The sequence below is a fragment of the Paraflavitalea sp. genome (assembly GCF_059502485.1).
The window spans coordinates 1,418,342-1,437,894 of record NZ_JCACET010000011.1; the positions used below are offsets into that span (position 1 = coordinate 1,418,342).

A 19,553-nucleotide genomic window follows, 5' to 3' on the forward strand; every position below is an offset into this window, starting at 1 on the left:
TGGCGCTCCTTAATCGCCTTGCATGCAAATTTTTACCCTATACTTTCATACACCCGATTATGATGGCATTATGGCCGGGGTGAAACAGGCTTTTCCCAAAGCTACTTTGCACCCATTTCAGGAAAACGGCTCGCGGGGCATGCTCGTAGAGCTTAAAGGCGGTTTTCTTACACGAAAAGAGAGCCTGAAAGTGAGCTACCGGGAAAGAGAGCAGCCCTCTTATCATTTGCGTGATGCGAATTGTCCGGTGGGGCAGCAACTGCAGGGCATGTTCAATTATGTGGCTTCCCTGCCAGCCCAGGATGCACAGCTTCAATCCATGTTGCTGAATAAAATTGAAACGATCAATGCTGAACTGTCATTGATGGCCACGCCCAAATTGACAGAAGACTTCAGGATATTATTATTTGAGCTCGCTCAGACTTACGACGCTTTTATTTTTGCACAAGCTGCTGCCTCCATTAGTAAGTCGCCGGTACAGCATTTCCTCGACAAGGAAGGCAATCTGATACTAGATATTCATGGCCATACTGGCAATGGAAAGGTGAACGTGACCATCAACGCCCAGTATTTTGATGATCAGCAGCCTGCTTCTCCTGAGCAACAGGAAAGGAAAAAACGTTCAGAAGATTTCCTTACTGAACATGCTATTTTAATCAACGCTCATTTGCCTTTTGTAGACGCTCAGGATACAGCAAGGGTCAGGAGCAAACAGGATATTATCGAACGGGCATATGCGCTTACGCTGTTGGCGGCCAAAGGCGAAGGAGTTCCCACTGAACATTTGGAGAAAGTGAAAACCGACCTGTCCATCAACGGACTATCGCCGGAAGAGGCGCGCATTTATGCTGCTCCTGAACTTACCGACCAGGAAAAAGCCAATGCTACCTGGCGATATGAAAGTCTGCAAGTACTCTTATGGGCGTTGGGGCTTGTTGAAACACTTCCCTACCCCTCAAATATCTGCGATGTGTCGACGCTCGTGGGATTGGTCATCCGTCAGACCAGAGAAGCGTTTGCAAGCAAGGCTGTTGTGCGCAGCACACCTGAAATACTGGATGAGTTGGACAAAACTTACCGTATGCACTGGGCTTGTGTGCAGGCAAGACTTACCCGGCAACAACCGGGCGGCAACATCAACAGCAGTATTGTTTACGAACGGCATTATGCCCTGAACTGGCTAACCAACTATATGGGTCAGGAATGGGATGATGTAAGTACCGATACATAGCTTTATGCATTGACTATCACCGCACACTACCTGTACCGAAACCGCACAGTAACCGGTTAGGAAGCATTTGCATATCTACTGATTTACAAGGGGATAGAAAAATGGCCTTTAGTTGGATGGTTTATCTGCACATCCTATAAGCCATGTTTAAAAACTACCTGAAGATCGCTTTACGGAACATTGTCCGTCATAAGGTTTATTCCTCGCTGAACATTGCCGGTCTGGCCATCGGTATGGCCTGCTGTATTCTTATCCTGTTGTGGGTACAGCATGAAACGGGTTATGATCAGTTCCACACCAATGCCGGAAAAATGTACCGCCTCACCGCTGCTGCGGGTGATTTTAAAGCGGCAGTTAGTCCTGCTGGCATGGGCGAAGGATTGCAATCGCAAATACGGGAGATCCAATCGGTGGTCCGCCTCAGTAAGCCATTCACCTGCCTGCTGGAAACCGGGGCCGACCGCAAGTTTGAAGAGAAGAACTGCTTTTATGCCGATTCCAACTTTCTACAGGAGTTTTCTTTCCCGCTGGTTCGTGGCAATGCTGCTACTGCCTTGCAACAACCCGATGGCATCCTGCTCACGGAGGCCACGGCACAAAAATATTTCGGCAAGGAAAATCCCATGGGCAAGATGATCCGCATGAACAACCAGGATCAATTTGTGGTACGAGGCGTTTTCGCCAAGCTGCCTTCTCAATCGCATCTGCAGTTCGATGTGCTATTGCCCATGTCGTACCTGGCCAGAACTGATGGCGACCTGAAAAGAAAGAGATGGGGCTCTTTTAATTTCTATACTTATCTCAAGCTCGATCCAAACGTAACTGCTGCTGCGGTGCCCGGCATTACCAAACGTGTTCAGGAAATATGGCACAAAAGCCAGGGTAAAGAAGCAAAGATCGCTTTCACGTTGCAACCGCTGACTGATATTCACCTGCACTCTGACCTGCAGATCGATCTGCCGGGTCATGGTAACAGCCAGTATGTACGTATCTTTTTCCTGGCGGCTATTTTCATCATTGCAGTGGCCTGTATCAACTTTATGAACCTTGCCACTGCCCGCTCAGCCAACCGGGCGAAGGAGGTAGGCTTGCGCAAGGTAGTGGGCGCTTCCCGCTATCAGCTAATCTTTCAGTTCCTGGGTGAAGCTATGATCATGGCTGTGTTGTCATTATTGCTCGCCCTGCTAATCGTATACGTTACGCTACCTGCCTTCAATGCACTGGCCGAAAAAGAACTGAGTCTGCACCTGCTGGATGGTAAACCGCTTGCCGTATTGCTGGGTATCGCATTGGCAACCGGATTGGTGGCCGGCAGCTACCCAGCCCTGTTATTATCCGGCTTTGCACCGGTGAAAGTGTTGAAAGGAAAACTGCGCCTCGGCAGTGGCAACCGCTACTTCCGCAATGGTCTGGTGGTTACACAATTTGCAGTAGCCATCGTACTGTTGGTGGGTACGGCCTTCGTATACCAGCAATTGCAGTTCATCAAAAAGAAAAATCTTGGTTTTGATAAATCGAACCTGTTGTATGTGGCCATGACCGGCGAAGTGTGGGGCAAACAGCAGGCATTGAAAAGTGCGTTGCAGCAATCGCCGCTCACCAGTGATTACAGTGTCATCTCCGACCTGCCTACCGCGCTCATCAGCGGAACGGTCGATGTAACATGGGAAGGGAAAGATCCAAACGCGCAAGTGGTAATCCCCTCCCTGGATGTGGACGAGCACTTTACTGATATCTTCAAAGTACAGCTGCTTACCGGCCGTCATTTTGCAACCGACTTTACGGGCGACTCTTCCAATTTTGTGATCAATGAAAAGATGATGCAGGTAATGGGATTCAATACCGGCAATGTGGTGGGCAAGGCGCTTGACTTTGGAGACCAGAAGGGAACGATCATCGGCGTGGTGAAGAACTTTAATTTCAAACCGCTTCAATACGCTATGGAGCCGCTGGTATTGAAAACAAACAGGTATGGCGGCATCGTGGTGGTGCGCACTGCTCCCGGCAAAACGGAAGCAACCATCCAACAGCTGTCGAAGATCTATACTAACCTCAACCCGGCGTATCCTTTTTCGTATAATTTTTTGGATAAAGACCTGGATAATTTATACAAGGGAGAGCAAAAGATGGGCAACATCTTCAACCTGTTTGCCATCCTGGCTATTTTCATTTCCTGTCTTGGCTTGTATGGCCTTTCTGCTTTCATGGCCGAGCAGCGCACTAAAGAGATCGGTATCCGCAAAGTGCTGGGCGCTTCTGTGCCGGGCATTGTGTATATGTTGTCTACTGGTTTTACCCGCCTCATCCTGGTAGCTATTGTCATTGCCATTCCGTTATCGTGGTATGGCATCCATCAATGGCTGCAGGGGTTTGCGTATCATATCAATATTCACTGGGCCGTATTTGCCGGGGCCTCAATGGCAGTATTGGTGATCGCCTGGATCACGGTGAGTTATGAATCGGTGAAAGCGGCCATTACGAAGCCGGCAGTGAGTTTGAAAGTGGAATAGCTTTCGTGCATGTATTGCTCTTTATAATCAAAGGGCAGGCTTTGTGGAAAAGCCTGCCCTTTGCATCTATATGGTATGAAGCATTTTCTGGCTGTTGTTGTTCTTATCCTGCTCAGTATTTTTTGCAGTTATGGTCAATTGATGCAGACTGCTTATGACGCACAAAAGCTGAAAGACAACGATTCCTTGTTTATCGGTAAGCCGCTACGTGTTTTACTAAAAGAAATTGGCGCGCCCATTAAAGTAGTGTTTACTGAATCGCATGGTCCTCATAAGGCGTTAAGCCTGCTCCTCTTCAAGTTTGTCGATTCTGCCGGTATGCGCCGGTACGAACGGGCCGGCATAAGATCATTAAGTGTGCTGGTGTATGTATTCGAAAACTTCGACTGGAACAAATCCGCTTCCACAAAGAAGCAATGGACGCCGGAAGATGCAGCGAAACTGGGCCATTTGACCGTGGCCCGGATCGGGATTGTGGGCAAATACCTGGGCGATGATCCCACTGCGCTATGATATGTTTATGATTTGTGAATGGTGTTGCTAAATGAACCTGCGGCACAACTGTTGCAGCGGATATTAAAACAGTATTATGTCCAGGCAACACTCCATACCCTTTTTGTTATCGAAAGCACGACGTTCTGAAGAGATCGGTGGTCTGAGCGAAGCAGCAGAGATCTATGAACGCATCATTAAGCAGTCGCCTATGGAGGCTGTTGCGCATAACCGGTTGATGGTATTGACCCGGCGCGATAAGGATTACCGGAAAGAGTTGCGGATCATTCAACAAGCTATCGCTGCTCATACCCGTCATGCACAGGAAAGCCAACAAGCATGGCTCCGTAGCCATAAAAAGACGGCCCGCCTGGCGAAAGCATTGGTAAAAAGTCTGGGGCTTACTGACCGGAAAGGCATGCCAGTTGTGGAGAATCGTCAACTGGCCAGTTGGCGTAAACGACTGCAGGTTGTGAAGAAAAGACTGGCAGTCTGAAGCATTCATTTATTTTCCGCCAGGTTTTATGAAGCCTCCCTGTGAATCGATCGACATCCCCAAACGGTCATCGGGTTTGATATACTCAGACAACTTCGTCATCGGCACGAGGGTTTGCTGAATATCCGGGGCTACTTCTGCCAGGTGGTTGACGGCCACTTTACGAACGTACAGCCCGCCTATTTTTTCGCCCAACAGGTTAAACATCATTTGGGTAGCCGCTCCTTTCATTTCCCAGGAGACAGGAACGTTTTCGTGGACGTACAATTCAAGATTATATCTTCCGCTATCGGGTATCAACTCTACCGGAGAAAACCAGATCTCGTCGGGCATGGTAGTTATTGATGGATAGTTATGCCGGTAACCGGCTTCTGCCGGCATAGGTGGATAAAAGGCCTGAAACTCCCACCCTTCAATTTGTGGCGCAGCTTCCATACACAATTCCAGCTTCTCAAATTTTTTAGGATTACCATGTGCTGAAATGATCATGCGTGCCTGACCGGCCGGTTCATCACAGATGACCTCGGCAAATAAATGCTCAAAACAAAGTGTGTATACCTCCCTCTGTAATAATTGATCCCAATGGAGGCGCTCTTTACCGGTAAGCCGCGAAGGGTATTTGTATTTTTCGTGGTGTTTGTTAAACCAGGTCCAAAAAAGCCATGGATTGCAGATCATCATACGCATAAGCAAGCGGTTTATTACAGTTCCATAGTCATTTCCTGCAGATTACCTTCCAGATTGAAGTTCAGGACAATCATGTATTCTGTAGCATTGATATCGAGGCAATAATCAAATGTGGCAAACACATCTTCATTTAGCGGATAGAATCCTACGCGTACGAGGTGCAGGCACTTGAAGAGTTGATCAATAGGACTGATCTCTTTGTTGCTGAAGTCTATCAGTTGTTCGAGTGCTTTTCTCCAGATCTTTTCAAGATGGTATTGCAGGTAGTAACGAACCATAGTGCCATTGGGGTCGATATACTCTTCGTACAGACGCTGCCTGTTGCCGGCATCTATTGAAACAAGGCGGCCCATCATCTTTTTGACTGCTTCCAGTCTGTAGGGCTCTATCCAATGGGCTTCAATATTGATGTCGAGCATTACCTCTTTTCCTCTCAGAATAAGTTCGCCAATATGCTCATCATCCTCTTCAAGGTTAAAGGGGTCAATAGGGGTAAAATAAGGGATGTTTATCTTAGGCACCGCTATCAGATTATAAAGTATTACAATGTAACACCTTTTTTGATACCAATTTCAAGTGGTTTTACGGTAATCGGGGTAAGTGGCTATGCTTTGATAAGAGAATTGTCTTACCCGGGCTGCACAGCTTCGTTGAAATAACGGGTTTGGACAACGCGGGTAATGCCTTTGTCCGGATAAAGTGCCCGGAAACGCTCAGTTAGGTCTTGCCGCAGGCCTATCTTTCGCAGGTTGAGTGGAAGCACCTGGAATACTTCGGTAGTATTGTTTTCGGTTAATGTTAGCGTGAAATTGCTGTAGGAAAAAGTTCCTTCTTTGGTCTTTTTATCGATCTGCCTTGTTTGATATATAAGGTTGGCCTCACGCCAAAAAACATATTCTACAATCGTTTCGGATTGTATTGTTTTTTCCAGCAATTGTTCGCGCAGCATGGTGGCGGTAGCCGGGTCGCTGCACTGTATGTCTACATCGTTTGCCATTACTATACCCTCCGTAGGGGTGATAACTCTTCGCCAAATTCCTATTACCGACCGGGCATTTACACTAATGGTGCGGCTCTTCTTGTCAGGCCCTTTTACTTCTATGGTGGTGAACCCGGGCTGACTGGTATGTATGAGCAGGTTATTGCCTTGTACTACCACACTGGCCACCTGCTCATTGGCAGATACTGCCGTATAAGCAGGACTCAGGTTAGTTGTTGAGGATGGGGTGTTGATGACAAGGACAGTGTCCAACCCTGCCCAGAGCTCCACTTTACCGGTACTGAGATGGAATGTTTCTTCTTCTTTGTTTTTTGAACAGGATAGTAAAAAGAGGGTGCAGATGCCGAAAACGAGCAAGGAATGTGTCAGTCGCATGTAGTGATCAATTCAGGGTGTTGATTATTTGTGTTTGACAATCAAGCAGTAACTAACGTTGCATTGTTTATTTTTATCCTTCCTGTAAGTTTTTACCGATCGGGGCAACTAACACCCACATCATGGCAATAAAGGAAAATATGGATGAAGCGCAGTTTGTGCAGTTGATCGAGCAGCATCAGGCCATCATACATAAAATATGCAGGCTTTACCGGGATACGCGGGAGGACCGGGAAGACCTTTTCCAGGAGATCGTGTGCCAGCTCTGGAAATCCCTATCCGGCTTCAGGGGTGAAGCACAATTCAGCACCTGGATGTACCGGGTGGCGCTGACGACGGCCATTACTATCTATCGGAAGAAAAAGCCGGCCATTACTTACACTGCCGACGTACCCGACCAACAGGAAACAGCACAGGAGCAGGAAGAACAACGGGAAGAATTATTCAGGGCGCTTAAACAACTGGATGATGCGGACAAGGCATTGATCACGTTGTACCTGGAGGGTTTAAGCTACCAGGAGATATCTACCATCACCGGGCTTACTGAAACCAATATAGGAACAAAGCTGAACCGTATAAAAAAGAGAATTCAACAACTTGTAAAATTATAATCATGGCAAAAGACGCATTACAATCGGCCTGGCAGCAAATGCCCGCTGAACGGGAAAGCAGCAGGGCTATCAAGTCAATGATACAGACGGGCAATCATCCTGTACTAAAGCGCATCAGGCGGCAACTGATCATTGAATCTGCTGCATTTGCAGCACTGCTGGTGGTATATTATGACATCTTCGATGGCGACAAAAAGCCATTTATCGCCAATGTGTTGTTGGTGGCAGGTCTGGTACTAAGCATCGTACATAACTTCATTGGCTACCACCTTGCGAATGGCCGTTTACAGGGCGATACATTGATCGCTTCCGTACAACAACAACTTACTAAACTGAAGCAATACGCCGTATTCTCTGTACTGAGCCGGGGATTGGCGGGAGGATGTTTACTGTTTTTCTTTAGTATGGCGATCACCTATACAAGTACCAAATACTGGATACTGGCGGGCATTGTGCTGTTCTTTGCTGTGCAGCTGTTTGTTTTATACAAGGTATGGGCCAGGCGCATTGGGGAGTTGCAACAAGTGGCAAAGGACCTGTCATAGCAGGATTTGTACTACCAATCTCTGCAATTGGGGCCTAATTCATCTTATCGACAGTTTGACTTAAAGCAAGATTTAAGGCACTTAGCTTACACGGGACAATGTATACGGGGTTGTTAGAGTTATAAGCAAAAGCCCCCCAACCATGAAGGCATTGCTTATTCTTATCATTGCCGGGTACAGTATAGTTCCCCAAAGCAAAGTATACGTTTGCCGTTCCGGCACCAGTTATGTTTATCATAACAAGTTATGTCGTGGACTGCAACAGTGTACCCATAAGATCGATACCATTACAATCAGGCAGGCAATCGATAGAGGGCATGGAAAGGCATGTGGGCACTGTTATAAGTAAACAACCCATATTTACAGATGATCACCTGTAATATGGGTTGAGCAACGTCTTACTTATTTTCTTTGCTCTTCTCTCTCCCACTTCTCTCTACGTTCGAGTTCTGCTTCGCTGGGATTCTCTGGTACAAAGGAACCTGTCTGTACTTTGCCATTGGGTACATAACTGGCAACAATGACGCCGGTAGTAGAGATCGTGGAGCCGGTCAGTTTCCATTGCTGCGCTTGTGTACCTTCCTGAAACAGTTTCTTGCCTTTGCCAAGCGTAATCGGGTATATCCAGGTGTGTAATTCATCAACGAGCTGATTGGCTAATAAGGTCTGTACTAACCGGCTACTGCCATGCACCAACAGGTTCGGCCCATCCTGTGCTTTTAGTTTTTTCAATTGTTCAACGACATCACCAGTAATAAGTGTCGAATTTATCCAGGAGGTATCGACTTGCTTCGTGGACACTACAAACTTCTCTATCTTATTGAATTTTTCACCAATCGCGTCATGCTGGTAGGGCCAATGTGCCGCAAATATCTCATAGGTACGCCTGCCCAGCAAGAGATCGAAAGGAGTGGACATAATCTTACCCAGGGCTTCGTTCGTCAGATCGTCGCCAAACGGGACTATCCAGCCACCGTATTTAAATCCACTCGTTGTATCTTCCTGTGGTCCACCCGGCGCCTGCAATATGCCGTCCATACTTAAAAACGTGGTTACAATTATTTGTCTCATGGCTTTATTTGTTTTTGTTGATACAACAAAGCTATCTACGATCATTGTTGAGGAAGCGGTGTAATGGCGACATTGTAAGGGCAATTTTGCGGCCAGCCCCATAGTTGTATTACTGGCCCATTATTTGTTGCGTGTTTTCGACTTTACCTTTTTATCCCAATGAAAGTTTTTGCTATTACTTTGCTATCGTTGGCAATTATCGCTATTGTCATTTTCTTTTTTACCAGGCACAAGGAGAAAGACACCACTATTGAAAGTCACCAACAGGTTGATTCAAACGTTGTAACAGGACAAATAGTGGTGGACACACTGGAAGCTCTCGGATATTTCAGATTTACCGACCAACCTAATCTTGCCCCACTTAAGAAAGACATAAGAGAAGCGTACGATCAATATAAAATACTTTCTACCATCAATGCGGAAAAGGCGCCGCATGCTCCCTATTGCCTCCGCTATTATTATTGTGATGGAGAAACACTGTTTGAGGCCGGCGGTGTTGTTGAGTATTTAAAGGAAGTAAAACCCACTTTCGATAAATTGGGTATTCCGCTAAAATGGTCCAATGACTATTTTAGCGATGATGCCACCGAGCATACTATTGTGGTAAATGGTAAAAAATACATTGCTTTCAAAGGAGATCCTAATGACATGCGGATATGGGGTTGGGCTACCAAAAACTTTGTGGAAATGCTGAACGATCAACTGGCTTTGCATCATTCCGACGAACGGGTTTACCCGATCATGGGGGGCAATGATGGCCGGATCGTATTCTTAACGCAGGCGCAATATGATTTTATTAGCCGTCATTTTGACAAGAAAGAAGCGCCAAGGGAGGTTAGCTTGTGGTGGAAAGAAAACATATGAGTTTTATATTTATCTGCCCCGGCATGTAAATTGCTTACTTATAATGGACCACCAGCATTACCTTTACAACCAATTATATGCCTTCATCCTTACAAATCCTTATCGCCGAAGACGACCCGGATGACCTCCGCCTGATCAAGGCTGCTATCATGGAATTAAACCCATCCGTCAGTCCTGTTACTTTTAAAAATGCAGTATTGGCCATTAATTATTTATCGGCCTGCCCGGATACTGATCTGCCCCATCTTATTGTACTGGATTATAATATGCCCGCCTTAAACGGCGCTGAAGCCATTATCAGGATGAATGAAAGCGAGCGTCTCGTAAACATCCCCAAGGTAATTGTCAGCACTTCCAACACGCCTACCTATATCGAGGAAAGCCTGAAAGCAGGCGCCACCGACTACCTGATCAAGCCTATGCACTTATCCGGCTTGCGGCAAATGGCTCAAAAGCTATTGGGTTATTGCAACACCGGGGAGTAATAAGGTAGTCTACTTACCAGCCTCCAGCGCATATACAGCAAACGAAGCCAGCCAATGTTCTCCCGCATAGCTGCCGGAAGCTACATGTGGCAGGGCTGACGACAGGAAGCGGGTAGCTTCGCTGCGCAAGGCTTTGGCAGCCTGTTCGGGTATATGGGAAGCGATCTCGAGGAGTGCAGCGCTGCGGCTGAGGTTCAGGCCATCGAGGTGGGCCAGTTTGCCATCGTTACGATCTTTTACTACAGCAATGCTGAATACTTCTTTGGGTTTACTGATCAGTTCGGGGAGGAACCCTTGCAACCACTTCCAGTAAGCTGCTTTATCCAGCAAGCGGCCCATCAGCCGTGCTTCTTCCAGGCAGGGACTCAGAAAATCACTACCACCCGGCTCCCAGGCCACAGGACAGCTTTTATCACGATAATAGAAGCGCATCGCCGTTTCTTTCATGGCGCGCTGCAAGGCAGTATCTTTAGACGCCATGGCATAATCATATCCCAATGCCAGTCCGAAGGCAAGGTTGGTATGCTCCCCCACTCTGATGGGATAAGCGATCTTGCCGAGGTATTTCACCCATTCTTTCGACAGCAGTTCGGCCAATGGCTGCATGTTGCTGCTCAGGGACCGTCCCAGCGGATCGTTCCAGGTGTGCAACTCTTTTTGGAGGTACAGTAACCAGGCCCAGCCATAGGTACGCTCAAAGCCGAGGTTATCGCCTTTGAAGATGACCATTTCCTGTTGTATGTTCTCTGCCGTGAGGTGAGCCGCCAGTCTGCCGCGGATCATAGCTGCTTCGGGCATATTGGGAAACTGTTTCAGCATCTTCACCAGCAACCAGTGGCCATGCACGCTGGAGTGCCAGTCGAAACAACCAAAGAAGGCAGGGTGTATTTGACGGGGTTTGGTTATCAGTGATGAATCGACCAATGTGATGCCGGGCTTGTAAGGGAATTCCTTGTCCATGCATTTCAGCGGCAGGGCTGCAAAGAAGGAAGCGCCTTTTTCCGTGAGCCGGAAGGCTTGCCCGCTGTGTACATAGAAGCTGTCCTGCGCCACGGCTTGGTGCAGGTTCAGGAGCAACACGGCAAATGTCAACAGCATGAAGTTCTCAAACTGGTTCGTGCGGACACGAACCAGGGTAACAGAAATCTTTACAGGCAATACGGCACAACGAGCTTGCATGGGCATAGTCATTTTTAGATTGGCGACAAGTTAGCGGTTTTATTCAAAACGCATCAACCAGCCATCGCCATCACCATGATGACCTATCACATCTTTATCATTGCTGAAGGCAACCCCTCCTATCACAAATTTACCAGGTTTATACTCGAAGAGAAATTCATGATAATCTTCATCAGAGCCGCCCATAGCCCGATGCCATACCTTATTGCCATTATTGTCGAACCTGACTACCCATGTATCCGCGAAACCGCCTTGGGTTTCCGTTATGTCTCCATCTTTGCTGCGTGTAGCGAATGCTATCATAAATCCTCCACCGGAAGGAGCAATAATCAAGGGGTCCCTATCTTCATTAGAGCCGCCGAACTTTTTTTGCCAGGTAAAGCTACCGGCAGCATTTATTTTCACTATCCATACATCTGCCTTATTATTGCCATACCCGCCGGTTGCATCGCCATCGTTACTATAAGACATGCCTGTCAATACATATCCTCCATCAGCCGCAGGGGCAATAGAAGTAAAATCATCGCCATCTGTACCACCGTAGGTTTTTTGCCACAGCTTATTACCATCGTTATCTATTTTCAGGACCCAGCCATCACCCATCCCACGATGACCAGTGACATCCATATCATTGCTGGCTGAAAAACCAACAACGATATACCCATTATCGGATGCCTTCATGATATCTGAACCTGCATCAGCGCTACTGCCTCCATACACTTTATCCCAAAGCATATCTCCGGTTTCATTAATTTTTCCCACCCAAACATCACCGTCGCCACCAGGTTTTCGCCTCATCCCAACCATCATATATCCGCCTCCATCGGCGGGTATTATCTTACTGGGGTAGTCAATGGCATAGCCATTCTTACTCAAGAGTAGTTTTTTCCAGAGAATGGCGCCGTTGCCATCGATCTTAATTATAAATTGTCCGCCACCAGGCGCAAAATCACCATCAGTACTTGGACCACCAGCCCACACTAAGAAATTGCCATCGGCAGCCTTGATAATCCTATAGGCGCCGTCGCGATCGGATCCTCCCAATACTTTTTGCCATACCTTACTGCCATCGGCCGCTATGCGTATGATCCAGGCATCTTCCCACTGGCCATGTAGTCCGCTTACATCTCCATCGTTGCTGACGGTTCTGCCCACGGCAATAAATCCGCCATCATCCATGGCTACTGCCCCGAAGAAATCATCGGATCTGGTTCCGCCGTAGGCATTCCGTATCCGGACAGCCGGCTTCTGCTGGTTCACGGTGATCATTACCGGCAGCACTGTGGTATCGCTTACAGGAGAGATAAGGATAGTAGCTTTCTGTATTGTATCGCTGGTATTGCTCTTTGTAACGGATATGATCACTTTTGCATTGCCATCGCCCGTAGTCACGCTGGCGCTCAACCAATCGGCCGTAGCAGGCAGGATCGTAACGACCCACTTAACGTTGGCAGAGATCCGGAACGAATCTTTTGTTCCTGCAGTTTCCTTCAAGGTAAGACTGGTACTGTCTGTTTTAAGGTATGCGCCGGGTAATACATCTTCCAATTCTTTTTGACAGGAGGCGAACAATACCAACAGAATGATGGCAGGCAGTAAAACTTTAGTCATGGTGTTCTTTTCAATTAGGGGTGCATTAAATCAGGGAAAAACGGGTCACGGGATATGTGGAGGGAATCGCTCTCGGCGATGCGCAAAGGTAAGCATTTGGCCAATCCGGGTGACGACGGATATCAATATCTTATATTTGTCTAAGATCAAGTATTTGGGAAGTACTGCCAATTGTATAACGTCATGAGAACCATGAGTCCACAGCCGGCCGACAGGGTGGCGCAATATGTACAACGGATACTGGTCATCGAAGATTTCAAGGTGACCGATCCTTTCGTGCTGCCGCTGTATGCCAACGGTACCCCCACCCTGCTGTTCCAAACCTGCGTGGGCAAAGTGCAGGGGAATGCCAATCATCTTACCTTGTTTGGCCAGACCGTATTACCCGATACGTTGACGCTTACGGATGACTTTACCCTGATCGCTTATTTTTTTCAGCCTTATGCGCTGCATACACTTTTTGGTATTTCACCTGCCGACCTGACCGACAGCCCCGTCAACCTCAACCTGCTGTCATCGAAAAAAGCCAATGAGCTGCAGGAGCAGTTACTGAACACGGGCACCGTAGCTGCCATGATGGATCTGATCGACGATTATATCTACAGCCTGGCTGTGCGGATCAAAACGGATGTGGAGCTGATCAGCTTTGCCACCCGCGCTATTGCCGGCAATCCCAACCTGAAGGTGGAGGAAATGGCTGTCAGCGAGCTGCACCTTACCAAGCGTACTTTCATGCGGTTGTTCGAAAGGCAGATAGGCATCCTGCCCAATCAATACCGGCGTATTGCCCAGTTCAATGCCGCTTTTCAGCAGTTGCAAAGCAGGCGATTCAGCAAGTTGTCGGATATCGCTTTCCAGCAAGGCTATGCTGACCAAAGCCACTTTATCCGGGCTTTTAAGGAGTTTACCGGCATTACGCCTAAGGATTACGAAAAGCTGATCACAGGTTCAGAGATCTGATGCTTCGACAAGCTCAGGGTGACAGCGATTCAGGGTGACAGTGTTCTTCTTTTTGTCACTTTCGTTCTATTTTCCCCTTTCCTGCCGGAGTAGTTTTACATCATAATCATAAAAACAAAAAATGATGAAAAAGACAATTTATCCCTGCCTGTGGTTTGATGGGAAAGCTCAGGAAGCAGCTAAATTCTATTGCGGTATTTTTAAAGATGCAAAGATCACTGCCGACAATAATATGGTGGTCACGTTTGAGTTGAACGGTACGAAGTTCATGGGCCTGAATGGCGGCCCGCAGTTCAAGTTCAATGAAGCGGTGTCTTTCGTGATCGATTGTGATACGCAGCAGGAGATCGATCATTATTGGAACAAGCTTACTGCCGATGGCGGCCAGGAAAGCCAGTGTGGTTGGCTGAAGGATAAGTATGGCGTGTCCTGGCAGGTAGTGCCATCAATATTGCCTGAACTGCTGAGTAACCCCGCCAAAGCGCAGAACGTGATGAAGGCGTATATGCAAATGAAGAAGTTTGACATTGCCGCGCTGGAGAATGCGTAAACAATTCTTAGCAATATTGTTAAACGGTCACCCTCAGCGTGACCGTTTTCATTGGGCTGCAGCGCCGGGCAATATTTCAAAGGCGCCGATACTCCGTCGTTTCCGGAAAGTATATCTATAGCGATCCTTCTCCGGCAATGCAGTTTCGACACCCGAACCGGCGGCCGGGCTTTGCGGACGAAGGGTAAAAAGTTCTGCGGCTGCGTCTTTGAAGAGGGGATCTTTGTTCAACACGGTGCCTGTTTCGGCAACAGGTAATTGTGGCCCGGCCCAGGTATTGTTGCCCACCTGAAACCACAGGTTGTTGGAAAAGGTGAAAGTTTGCGGCATCGTACCTCCACCTATATTACAAACGGTGCGGACCTGGTCATTGATGTATACAACATTATTACGGAAGCTGTTATTGCGGCACTTTGCAAAGCGAATGGTGTCTTTATTCTCCTGCAGGATGCGCAGCACCCAGCGGCCCGGCATATAGATGGTATTGTTGATAACTTCCGAATCAGTGCAGCCCACGAATGCCACCGGTACATCGGAACCGATGAATAGATTGCTGTACACTTTTAGCCGGGTTGCTTCTTCAGTAGCATTAGCAGGCCGGAAGAATGGAAGTCCTGTGCCACCTCCCAGGTTGATGGACCTACTACCGGCATTCTTAAATGTATTGGCTTCGATGCGGATATTGCTGCTGCCTCCTTTTGCCTGCACGGCATTGCTGCCCATGTTCTCAAAGCGGCATTGTGTAATAAGGCCATCATGGCAACCGACCATGTCGATACCACTGCCTCCCGGGGAGCCGTTCAAAAAGGTACATTGCTGTAGTGTGAAATTATCTACTCCGGAAAGTTTAAGCAGGTCGTTATTGCCTTTAGCAGTCATATCACGAAAGCCACAATTTCTGAATACGATGTGATGTGCCGGCGAATCATAGGTTCCTCCATCATCTATATTGAGTCCATTGTCTGTTTGTTGGCTAAATACAATTCCTTCTATGTGCAGATAAGCAATATCACTTGCCTTCCAGGCAACTGCACCGCCTCTGAACAGTACTGCGTCATCTTTTTCGGCCAGTATATATATCCAGCGGTCTTTCGTTCCCTGTAGTCCTTGCAATACCTGATCACCACGATATGTGCCTGTATGGACCAGAATGGTATCTCCCGGCCTGGCTTTCTTTGCTGCGGCTGTAATATCCGGGTATAGTTGTCCATGACCGGTATGCAATACATGGGCATAGGCCGGAGCTACTACCCAACATAGCAACAACAGGAACAGGGAGCGCATAAGAAAAGAATTTGTTTAAAAATAGCAAGAATTTATGCTCCCTCTCATATAGATGTAAAGGTTATGCGTGGCTACCTGCACCTGTCAATCTGTACAGGTCATGATCCGTATGTTCAAATAAGGAGAGTATGGCGCCGCCGGCCGTGCGTATGTAAGCGATGCTAAAGCCGTCTTTATGTCGCCTGAAGAAGCGTAGCAGTTTTTCTACAGTTTCTTTGGTAGAGCTTGCTATAATGGTGATCAACGATTCGGAGGTATGTTGATTGGTGTATTGTACTTTTTCGTTGTCAAATTCCATCCTGATCAATTCATCCAGTTCCTGGTCTGCGGTCCGGAATCCAATGGTTATATCATCCTTCATAATGGCTTGTTAAAATAGTTACGTGATTTAAATGTGCAGTTGGTTCTGGCGGGATGCGATATAAAATTTTATACCAGCCTATGTGTGGATCAATCATTCAGAAAGCGCAAAGCTACAATGAATTATCTGCTGCCGGGATTAACTTATTGTAATCGTTACACCTTCCCTATTACACCCGGATGGTTATCTTTGTTTGTATGAAAACGCAATCTTTATCTATAGAAGTATCGCCTGAAGCCGGCAAGGTAACTGCCGAATACATGATGCCTGCCAAGGCAACCGCTATCCTGACATTAGCGCATGGTGCAGGCGCCGGCATGGATCATTCGTTCATGGTAACTTTGTCTACTCAACTGGCGGCAGCGGGTATTGGTACGCTGCGTTTCAACTTCCCGTTTACAGAAAATAAAAAGGGAAGGGTTGATTCGCCTGCCGTGGCGCATCAAACGATCGAGGCAGCCATCAATAAGGCGCATGAATTATTTCCCACACTGCCTTTGTTCGTTGCCGGTAAATCTTTCGGAGGACGCATGTCTTCGCAATACCTGTCGGAACATCCTCGCCAGGAAGTGAAAGGACTTATCTTTTATGGATTTCCTTTACATCCTGCCAAGAAACCTGCTACAGAACGGGCAGAGCACCTGAAAGGGGTAAAAGTTCCTATGTTGTTTCTGCAAGGAACCAAAGATGCGCTGGCGGAATGGGACCTGATAGAAAGCGTATGTGCTTCGCTGAAGAAAGCTACGCTGGTGAAGATCGAAGGAGCGGATCATATGTTCAAAGCGGGGAAAAAGGATATTATGTCTGTGCTGGTAGAAAAGACTCAACAGTGGACAAACCAAATATGAGATACTTCTAAATAAAAAGAGGATTCCTTTTTAGTATCAAAGCGTGATTTAGCTGTTATATAATTGGATATACCTGATTGTTATAACAACATCATAATCCTATATAAAGCTAATGTGCTATAATAATGGGAATAAAAAAACCCGGATGCATGCAGAGCAGCGGCAAACCGGGAATAACAAAACAAATATACATATAATATTTGAGAAAAGGGACTTTATTAGCAACTCCACATTATTGGTCTACCAATGAAATACGCGGAGTTCGAGCAATTAATATCGCCACAAAGGCTGTCAAAATACAGAGCAGCTTGCAGCAGCAATTCCAGAAAAACGGTCAGCCTCTATCGGGCCAATATACGCATATCGCAGGCGTTTCTTGCCGTCTTAGGCATTTTTGAAGTGGTGTTAAGGAATAAAATCGATTATCATTATAAAAAGCATTTACCCACAAATCCAGATTGGCTGTTAGCTGCTACTCAACCTGGAGGATTTTTAACGCAACAAGGATGTCAGAATTCTCTGAATAAAATCACCAAAGCACATGCTAACTTAGGAGATAATTATACGCATGACAAATTATTGGCTGAATTAAGTTTTGGATTTTGGAAATTCATGTTTGCCGGTCAACAATTCAGAGCAGGAGGCAGTTCATTATTGGCAATCTTCCCTGAACTACCTCCACATCACAACCAAAGCTTCATCTATCATAAATTGGACAGAATTAATTCGATCAGGAATAGAGTAGCACATCATGAGCCAATTTGCTTCGGGCCTGCTGATACCATAGGAACAATTTACGCCCGATCGCATTTTAACGAAATCACAGACTTATTGAAATATATGAATATTAATAGTCAGCAACTTTTCTATGGCATTGACGGCGTATTAAAAGAGGCAGATTATATTGACCGGATATAAAATAACAAGTGGTATTGAAATTGTACAGGATGTTAATAGCGAATGTCTTATCTGTATATTGTGACGATGCTGAAGGGTCTCAGCAACGTGTAACAGGAACTATATGATCAAAACAGGCTATTTTCTTTTACTGGCTATTAATAGTTTTTTGCCCGGCAAGTGTCCTACTGTGCCTGAAGCAAGGCAATTGTACAAGCAGGCGGCTGATAATAAAACGGCCTGCAATGACCTTATTTCCGGTGCACAAAGCTGTGGCTCTTCAAGTGATCCGGTGTTGACCGGTTACCAGGCAGCGGCCACCATGATGATGGCTAAGTATGTGATCAATCCTTTCTCCAAACTCTCCTGGTTCCGCAAAGGCAGAAAACTGCTGGACAATACACTGGCGCAACACCCTAAAAATGTGGAGTTACGCTTTTTACGGTTTACGATTCAAACGAATGCGCCGGGCATGCTTGGTTATAATGGTGAAATCAATACTGATAAATCCTTCCTGCTGAATGCTGTAGGCGGGCTCACTGATGCCACACTACAGCATTCGATCTGTGATTACCTGCAACAGTCTAAACTTTTAAGTGAAGAGGAGAAAAAGAAACTACAGTCAACTTGTAACAGCAGATAGCAGGGCAGTTACCGCTCTCATAGTAAATTAACAATAGGATAATCCCTGATTGGAGCGGGTGGTATGGCCGGTTCATGATATTTGTGGCCGGTTATGGAGATTAGTGTACAGCAAATACAAAGCGGAAGTATCAAATGCTTTGAAGAGGTATATCATCTATACCATACCCGCTTATATTATTACGTCCTCAAACACACCCGCTCCACGTATCTCTCTGAAGAGGCTGTACAGCTCACTTTCATCAAAATGTGGGAAAACAGGCGCCAGCTCTCTCCTCACTTCGATCTCTCTGTTCAGCTTTTCCGGATAGCCCGCAGCATTACGATAGACCTGCTTAGAAAGGAACGCAACACCGGCCATTTTGTGGAAGTGAACGCTGATGAAACAATGGCATTGAGTGTGGAAACTGATATCGTTCATAAAGATGAACTGAGCCATGTGGAAGCGCTGATCGAAGAGTTGTCGCCCGTACGTAAAAAGGTCTTTAAGCTCAGCCGTTTTGAGGAGCTTTCCCACAAAGAGATCGCCGAACAGCTTTCCATTTCTCCCAAAACTGTTGAAAACCACATCGGGCGTGCACTGTTACAGCTAAAGGAGAAAATGGTTGTATTGTTGTTAATCTTTACAAAACTGTTCTAAGTAGCGTCACCTACGGCGCCGCATTATACTACGTAATATGTTGCTACAAAGCTGTAACCCCTAAAGGGGCACAAAACACTTCGTAGAAGCAATACCTACATTTCCAGACCAAGCTTAGGGTGAGCCGCCCTTTGAGGGCGACCCACCCTAAGTTGACGCCCCCACCCTACGTTGTATTAACTAATTGTTACCGGTGAGGGATACGCCTTTTTGC

22 protein-coding genes are annotated in these 19,553 nt (G+C 46.7%); 14 read left to right on the forward strand and 8 right to left on the reverse strand.

Features of this window, described 5'->3' with window-relative positions:
- Positions 1-22 precede the first annotated feature (22 nt).
- The 4 genes from AC5JBY_RS33310 (at position 23) to AC5JBY_RS33325 (ending at position 4,729) form a co-directional block, all read left to right on the forward strand.
- On the forward strand, positions 23-1,231 hold the full coding sequence (locus AC5JBY_RS33310; RefSeq protein ID WP_495909042.1) for a DUF4272 domain-containing protein: 1,209 nt from the start codon (positions 23-25) through the stop codon (positions 1,229-1,231).
- A 143-nt stretch (positions 1,232-1,374) separates the two neighbouring features.
- Complete coding sequence (locus AC5JBY_RS33315; RefSeq protein ID WP_495909043.1) at positions 1,375-3,741, forward strand: ABC transporter permease; 2,367 nt, start codon at positions 1,375-1,377, stop codon at positions 3,739-3,741.
- A 75-nt stretch (positions 3,742-3,816) separates the two neighbouring features.
- Positions 3,817-4,254 (forward strand): hypothetical protein, encoded by a 438-nt coding sequence (locus AC5JBY_RS33320; protein ID WP_495909044.1) that lies wholly within the window; start codon positions 3,817-3,819, stop codon positions 4,252-4,254.
- Positions 4,255-4,330: 76 nt separating this feature from the next.
- Positions 4,331-4,729: a hypothetical protein gene (locus AC5JBY_RS33325; protein ID WP_495909045.1), complete on the forward strand. Its 399-nt coding sequence runs from the start codon at positions 4,331-4,333 to the stop codon at positions 4,727-4,729.
- Between the two features lie 9 nt (positions 4,730-4,738).
- Here the strand turns inward: AC5JBY_RS33325 and AC5JBY_RS33330 are convergent, their stop codons facing one another.
- From AC5JBY_RS33330 to AC5JBY_RS33340, 3 genes are all read right to left on the reverse strand, one after another.
- The gene (locus tag AC5JBY_RS33330) at positions 4,739-5,416 is read right to left on the reverse strand and encodes a hypothetical protein (protein WP_495909046.1); all 678 of its coding nucleotides are present in this window, start codon (positions 5,414-5,416) and stop codon (positions 4,739-4,741) included.
- 14 nt (positions 5,417-5,430) lie between these two features.
- Positions 5,431-5,937 carry a DUF2004 domain-containing protein gene (locus AC5JBY_RS33335; RefSeq protein WP_495909047.1) on the reverse strand — a complete coding sequence of 169 codons (507 nt, stop codon included), beginning with the start codon at positions 5,935-5,937 and terminating at the stop codon, positions 5,431-5,433.
- A 107-nt stretch (positions 5,938-6,044) separates the two neighbouring features.
- Positions 6,045-6,791 carry a hypothetical protein gene (locus AC5JBY_RS33340; RefSeq protein WP_495909048.1) on the reverse strand — a complete coding sequence of 249 codons (747 nt, stop codon included), beginning with the start codon at positions 6,789-6,791 and terminating at the stop codon, positions 6,045-6,047.
- A gap of 122 nt (positions 6,792-6,913) precedes the next feature.
- Between AC5JBY_RS33340 and AC5JBY_RS33345 the strand changes: the two genes are divergently transcribed.
- A complete protein-coding gene (locus tag AC5JBY_RS33345; RefSeq protein ID WP_495909049.1) occupies positions 6,914-7,402 on the forward strand; it encodes an RNA polymerase sigma factor in 489 nt (162 codons plus the stop codon).
- Between the two features lie 2 nt (positions 7,403-7,404).
- Positions 7,405-7,947 (forward strand): hypothetical protein, encoded by a 543-nt coding sequence (locus tag AC5JBY_RS33350; RefSeq protein WP_495909050.1) that lies wholly within the window; start codon positions 7,405-7,407, stop codon positions 7,945-7,947.
- Positions 7,948-8,349: 402 nt separating this feature from the next.
- On the opposite strand, the gene AC5JBY_RS33355 is transcribed toward AC5JBY_RS33350, so the two are convergent.
- Positions 8,350-9,018, reverse strand: coding sequence for a dihydrofolate reductase family protein (locus tag AC5JBY_RS33355; RefSeq protein ID WP_495909051.1), 669 nt, complete (start codon positions 9,016-9,018; stop codon positions 8,350-8,352).
- Between the two features lie 159 nt (positions 9,019-9,177).
- On the opposite strand from AC5JBY_RS33355, the gene AC5JBY_RS33360 reads away from it, so the two are divergent.
- Together AC5JBY_RS33360 and AC5JBY_RS33365 are read left to right on the forward strand one after the other, a co-directional pair.
- Positions 9,178-9,882 (forward strand): hypothetical protein, encoded by a 705-nt coding sequence (locus AC5JBY_RS33360; protein ID WP_495909052.1) that lies wholly within the window; start codon positions 9,178-9,180, stop codon positions 9,880-9,882.
- A 77-nt stretch (positions 9,883-9,959) separates the two neighbouring features.
- Positions 9,960-10,367 carry a response regulator gene (locus AC5JBY_RS33365; protein ID WP_495909053.1) on the forward strand — a complete coding sequence of 136 codons (408 nt, stop codon included), beginning with the start codon at positions 9,960-9,962 and terminating at the stop codon, positions 10,365-10,367.
- A 9-nt stretch (positions 10,368-10,376) separates the two neighbouring features.
- On the opposite strand, the gene AC5JBY_RS33370 is transcribed toward AC5JBY_RS33365, so the two are convergent.
- A complete protein-coding gene (locus AC5JBY_RS33370; RefSeq protein ID WP_495909054.1) occupies positions 10,377-11,546 on the reverse strand; it encodes a DUF2891 domain-containing protein in 1,170 nt (389 codons plus the stop codon).
- A 39-nt stretch (positions 11,547-11,585) separates the two neighbouring features.
- Positions 11,586-13,157: a BACON domain-containing protein gene (locus tag AC5JBY_RS33375; RefSeq protein WP_495909055.1), complete on the reverse strand. Its 1,572-nt coding sequence runs from the start codon at positions 13,155-13,157 to the stop codon at positions 11,586-11,588.
- Positions 13,158-13,340: 183 nt separating this feature from the next.
- Between AC5JBY_RS33375 and AC5JBY_RS33380 the strand changes: the two genes are divergently transcribed.
- Both AC5JBY_RS33380 and AC5JBY_RS33385 read left to right on the forward strand, forming a co-directional pair.
- Complete coding sequence (locus tag AC5JBY_RS33380; protein ID WP_495909056.1) at positions 13,341-14,117, forward strand: helix-turn-helix domain-containing protein; 777 nt, start codon at positions 13,341-13,343, stop codon at positions 14,115-14,117.
- A 124-nt stretch (positions 14,118-14,241) separates the two neighbouring features.
- Positions 14,242-14,667, forward strand: coding sequence for a VOC family protein (locus tag AC5JBY_RS33385; RefSeq protein WP_495909057.1), 426 nt, complete (start codon positions 14,242-14,244; stop codon positions 14,665-14,667).
- Positions 14,668-14,715: 48 nt separating this feature from the next.
- Here AC5JBY_RS33385 and AC5JBY_RS33390 read toward each other — a convergent pair whose 3' ends face one another.
- Positions 14,716-15,951, reverse strand: a complete 1,236-nt coding sequence (locus AC5JBY_RS33390) for a right-handed parallel beta-helix repeat-containing protein (RefSeq protein ID WP_495909058.1) — start codon at positions 15,949-15,951, stop codon at positions 14,716-14,718.
- Positions 15,952-16,012: 61 nt separating this feature from the next.
- On the reverse strand, positions 16,013-16,312 hold the full coding sequence (locus tag AC5JBY_RS33395) for a hypothetical protein (protein ID WP_495909059.1): 300 nt from the start codon (positions 16,310-16,312) through the stop codon (positions 16,013-16,015).
- 197 nt (positions 16,313-16,509) lie between these two features.
- Here AC5JBY_RS33395 and AC5JBY_RS33400 point away from each other — a divergent pair, with 197 nt between their 5' ends.
- The 4 genes from AC5JBY_RS33400 to AC5JBY_RS33415 all read left to right on the forward strand — a co-directional run bounded on the left by AC5JBY_RS33400 (position 16,510) and on the right by AC5JBY_RS33415 (position 19,339).
- A complete protein-coding gene (locus tag AC5JBY_RS33400; protein ID WP_495909060.1) occupies positions 16,510-17,160 on the forward strand; it encodes an alpha/beta hydrolase family protein in 651 nt (216 codons plus the stop codon).
- A gap of 246 nt (positions 17,161-17,406) precedes the next feature.
- Complete coding sequence (locus AC5JBY_RS33405) at positions 17,407-18,078, forward strand: hypothetical protein (RefSeq protein WP_495909061.1); 672 nt, start codon at positions 17,407-17,409, stop codon at positions 18,076-18,078.
- A gap of 103 nt (positions 18,079-18,181) precedes the next feature.
- Positions 18,182-18,700 carry a hypothetical protein gene (locus AC5JBY_RS33410; RefSeq protein ID WP_495909062.1) on the forward strand — a complete coding sequence of 173 codons (519 nt, stop codon included), beginning with the start codon at positions 18,182-18,184 and terminating at the stop codon, positions 18,698-18,700.
- 93 nt (positions 18,701-18,793) lie between these two features.
- Positions 18,794-19,339, forward strand: coding sequence for an RNA polymerase sigma factor (locus AC5JBY_RS33415; RefSeq protein ID WP_495909063.1), 546 nt, complete (start codon positions 18,794-18,796; stop codon positions 19,337-19,339).
- The last annotated feature ends 214 nt before the right edge of the window (positions 19,340-19,553 follow it).

What these genes read in the sequence shown, in the direction of transcription:
- AC5JBY_RS33310 (WP_495909042.1), top strand. Translation starts at nt 23, where the DNA reads ATGCAAATTTTTACCCTATACTTTCATACACCCGATTATGATGGCATT.
- AC5JBY_RS33315 (WP_495909043.1), top strand. Translation starts at nt 1,375, where the DNA reads ATGTTTAAAAACTACCTGAAGATCGCTTTACGGAACATTGTCCGTCAT.
- AC5JBY_RS33320 (WP_495909044.1), top strand. Translation starts at nt 3,817, where the DNA reads ATGAAGCATTTTCTGGCTGTTGTTGTTCTTATCCTGCTCAGTATTTTT.
- AC5JBY_RS33325 (WP_495909045.1), top strand. Translation starts at nt 4,331, where the DNA reads ATGTCCAGGCAACACTCCATACCCTTTTTGTTATCGAAAGCACGACGT.
- AC5JBY_RS33330 (WP_495909046.1), bottom strand. Translation starts at nt 5,416, where the DNA reads ATGCGTATGATGATCTGCAATCCATGGCTTTTTTGGACCTGGTTTAAC.
- AC5JBY_RS33340 (WP_495909048.1), bottom strand. Translation starts at nt 6,791, where the DNA reads ATGCGACTGACACATTCCTTGCTCGTTTTCGGCATCTGCACCCTCTTT.
- AC5JBY_RS33345 (WP_495909049.1), top strand. Translation starts at nt 6,914, where the DNA reads ATGGCAATAAAGGAAAATATGGATGAAGCGCAGTTTGTGCAGTTGATC.
- AC5JBY_RS33350 (WP_495909050.1), top strand. Translation starts at nt 7,405, where the DNA reads ATGGCAAAAGACGCATTACAATCGGCCTGGCAGCAAATGCCCGCTGAA.
- AC5JBY_RS33355 (WP_495909051.1), bottom strand. Translation starts at nt 9,018, where the DNA reads ATGAGACAAATAATTGTAACCACGTTTTTAAGTATGGACGGCATATTG.
- AC5JBY_RS33360 (WP_495909052.1), top strand. Translation starts at nt 9,178, where the DNA reads ATGAAAGTTTTTGCTATTACTTTGCTATCGTTGGCAATTATCGCTATT.
- AC5JBY_RS33365 (WP_495909053.1), top strand. Translation starts at nt 9,960, where the DNA reads ATGCCTTCATCCTTACAAATCCTTATCGCCGAAGACGACCCGGATGAC.
- AC5JBY_RS33370 (WP_495909054.1), bottom strand. Translation starts at nt 11,546, where the DNA reads ATGCAAGCTCGTTGTGCCGTATTGCCTGTAAAGATTTCTGTTACCCTG.
- AC5JBY_RS33375 (WP_495909055.1), bottom strand. Translation starts at nt 13,157, where the DNA reads ATGACTAAAGTTTTACTGCCTGCCATCATTCTGTTGGTATTGTTCGCC.
- AC5JBY_RS33380 (WP_495909056.1), top strand. Translation starts at nt 13,341, where the DNA reads ATGAGAACCATGAGTCCACAGCCGGCCGACAGGGTGGCGCAATATGTA.
- AC5JBY_RS33385 (WP_495909057.1), top strand. Translation starts at nt 14,242, where the DNA reads ATGAAAAAGACAATTTATCCCTGCCTGTGGTTTGATGGGAAAGCTCAG.
- AC5JBY_RS33390 (WP_495909058.1), bottom strand. Translation starts at nt 15,951, where the DNA reads ATGCGCTCCCTGTTCCTGTTGTTGCTATGTTGGGTAGTAGCTCCGGCC.
- AC5JBY_RS33395 (WP_495909059.1), bottom strand. Translation starts at nt 16,312, where the DNA reads ATGAAGGATGATATAACCATTGGATTCCGGACCGCAGACCAGGAACTG.
- AC5JBY_RS33400 (WP_495909060.1), top strand. Translation starts at nt 16,510, where the DNA reads ATGAAAACGCAATCTTTATCTATAGAAGTATCGCCTGAAGCCGGCAAG.
- AC5JBY_RS33405 (WP_495909061.1), top strand. Translation starts at nt 17,407, where the DNA reads ATGAAATACGCGGAGTTCGAGCAATTAATATCGCCACAAAGGCTGTCA.
- AC5JBY_RS33410 (WP_495909062.1), top strand. Translation starts at nt 18,182, where the DNA reads ATGATCAAAACAGGCTATTTTCTTTTACTGGCTATTAATAGTTTTTTG.
- AC5JBY_RS33415 (WP_495909063.1), top strand. Translation starts at nt 18,794, where the DNA reads ATGGAGATTAGTGTACAGCAAATACAAAGCGGAAGTATCAAATGCTTT.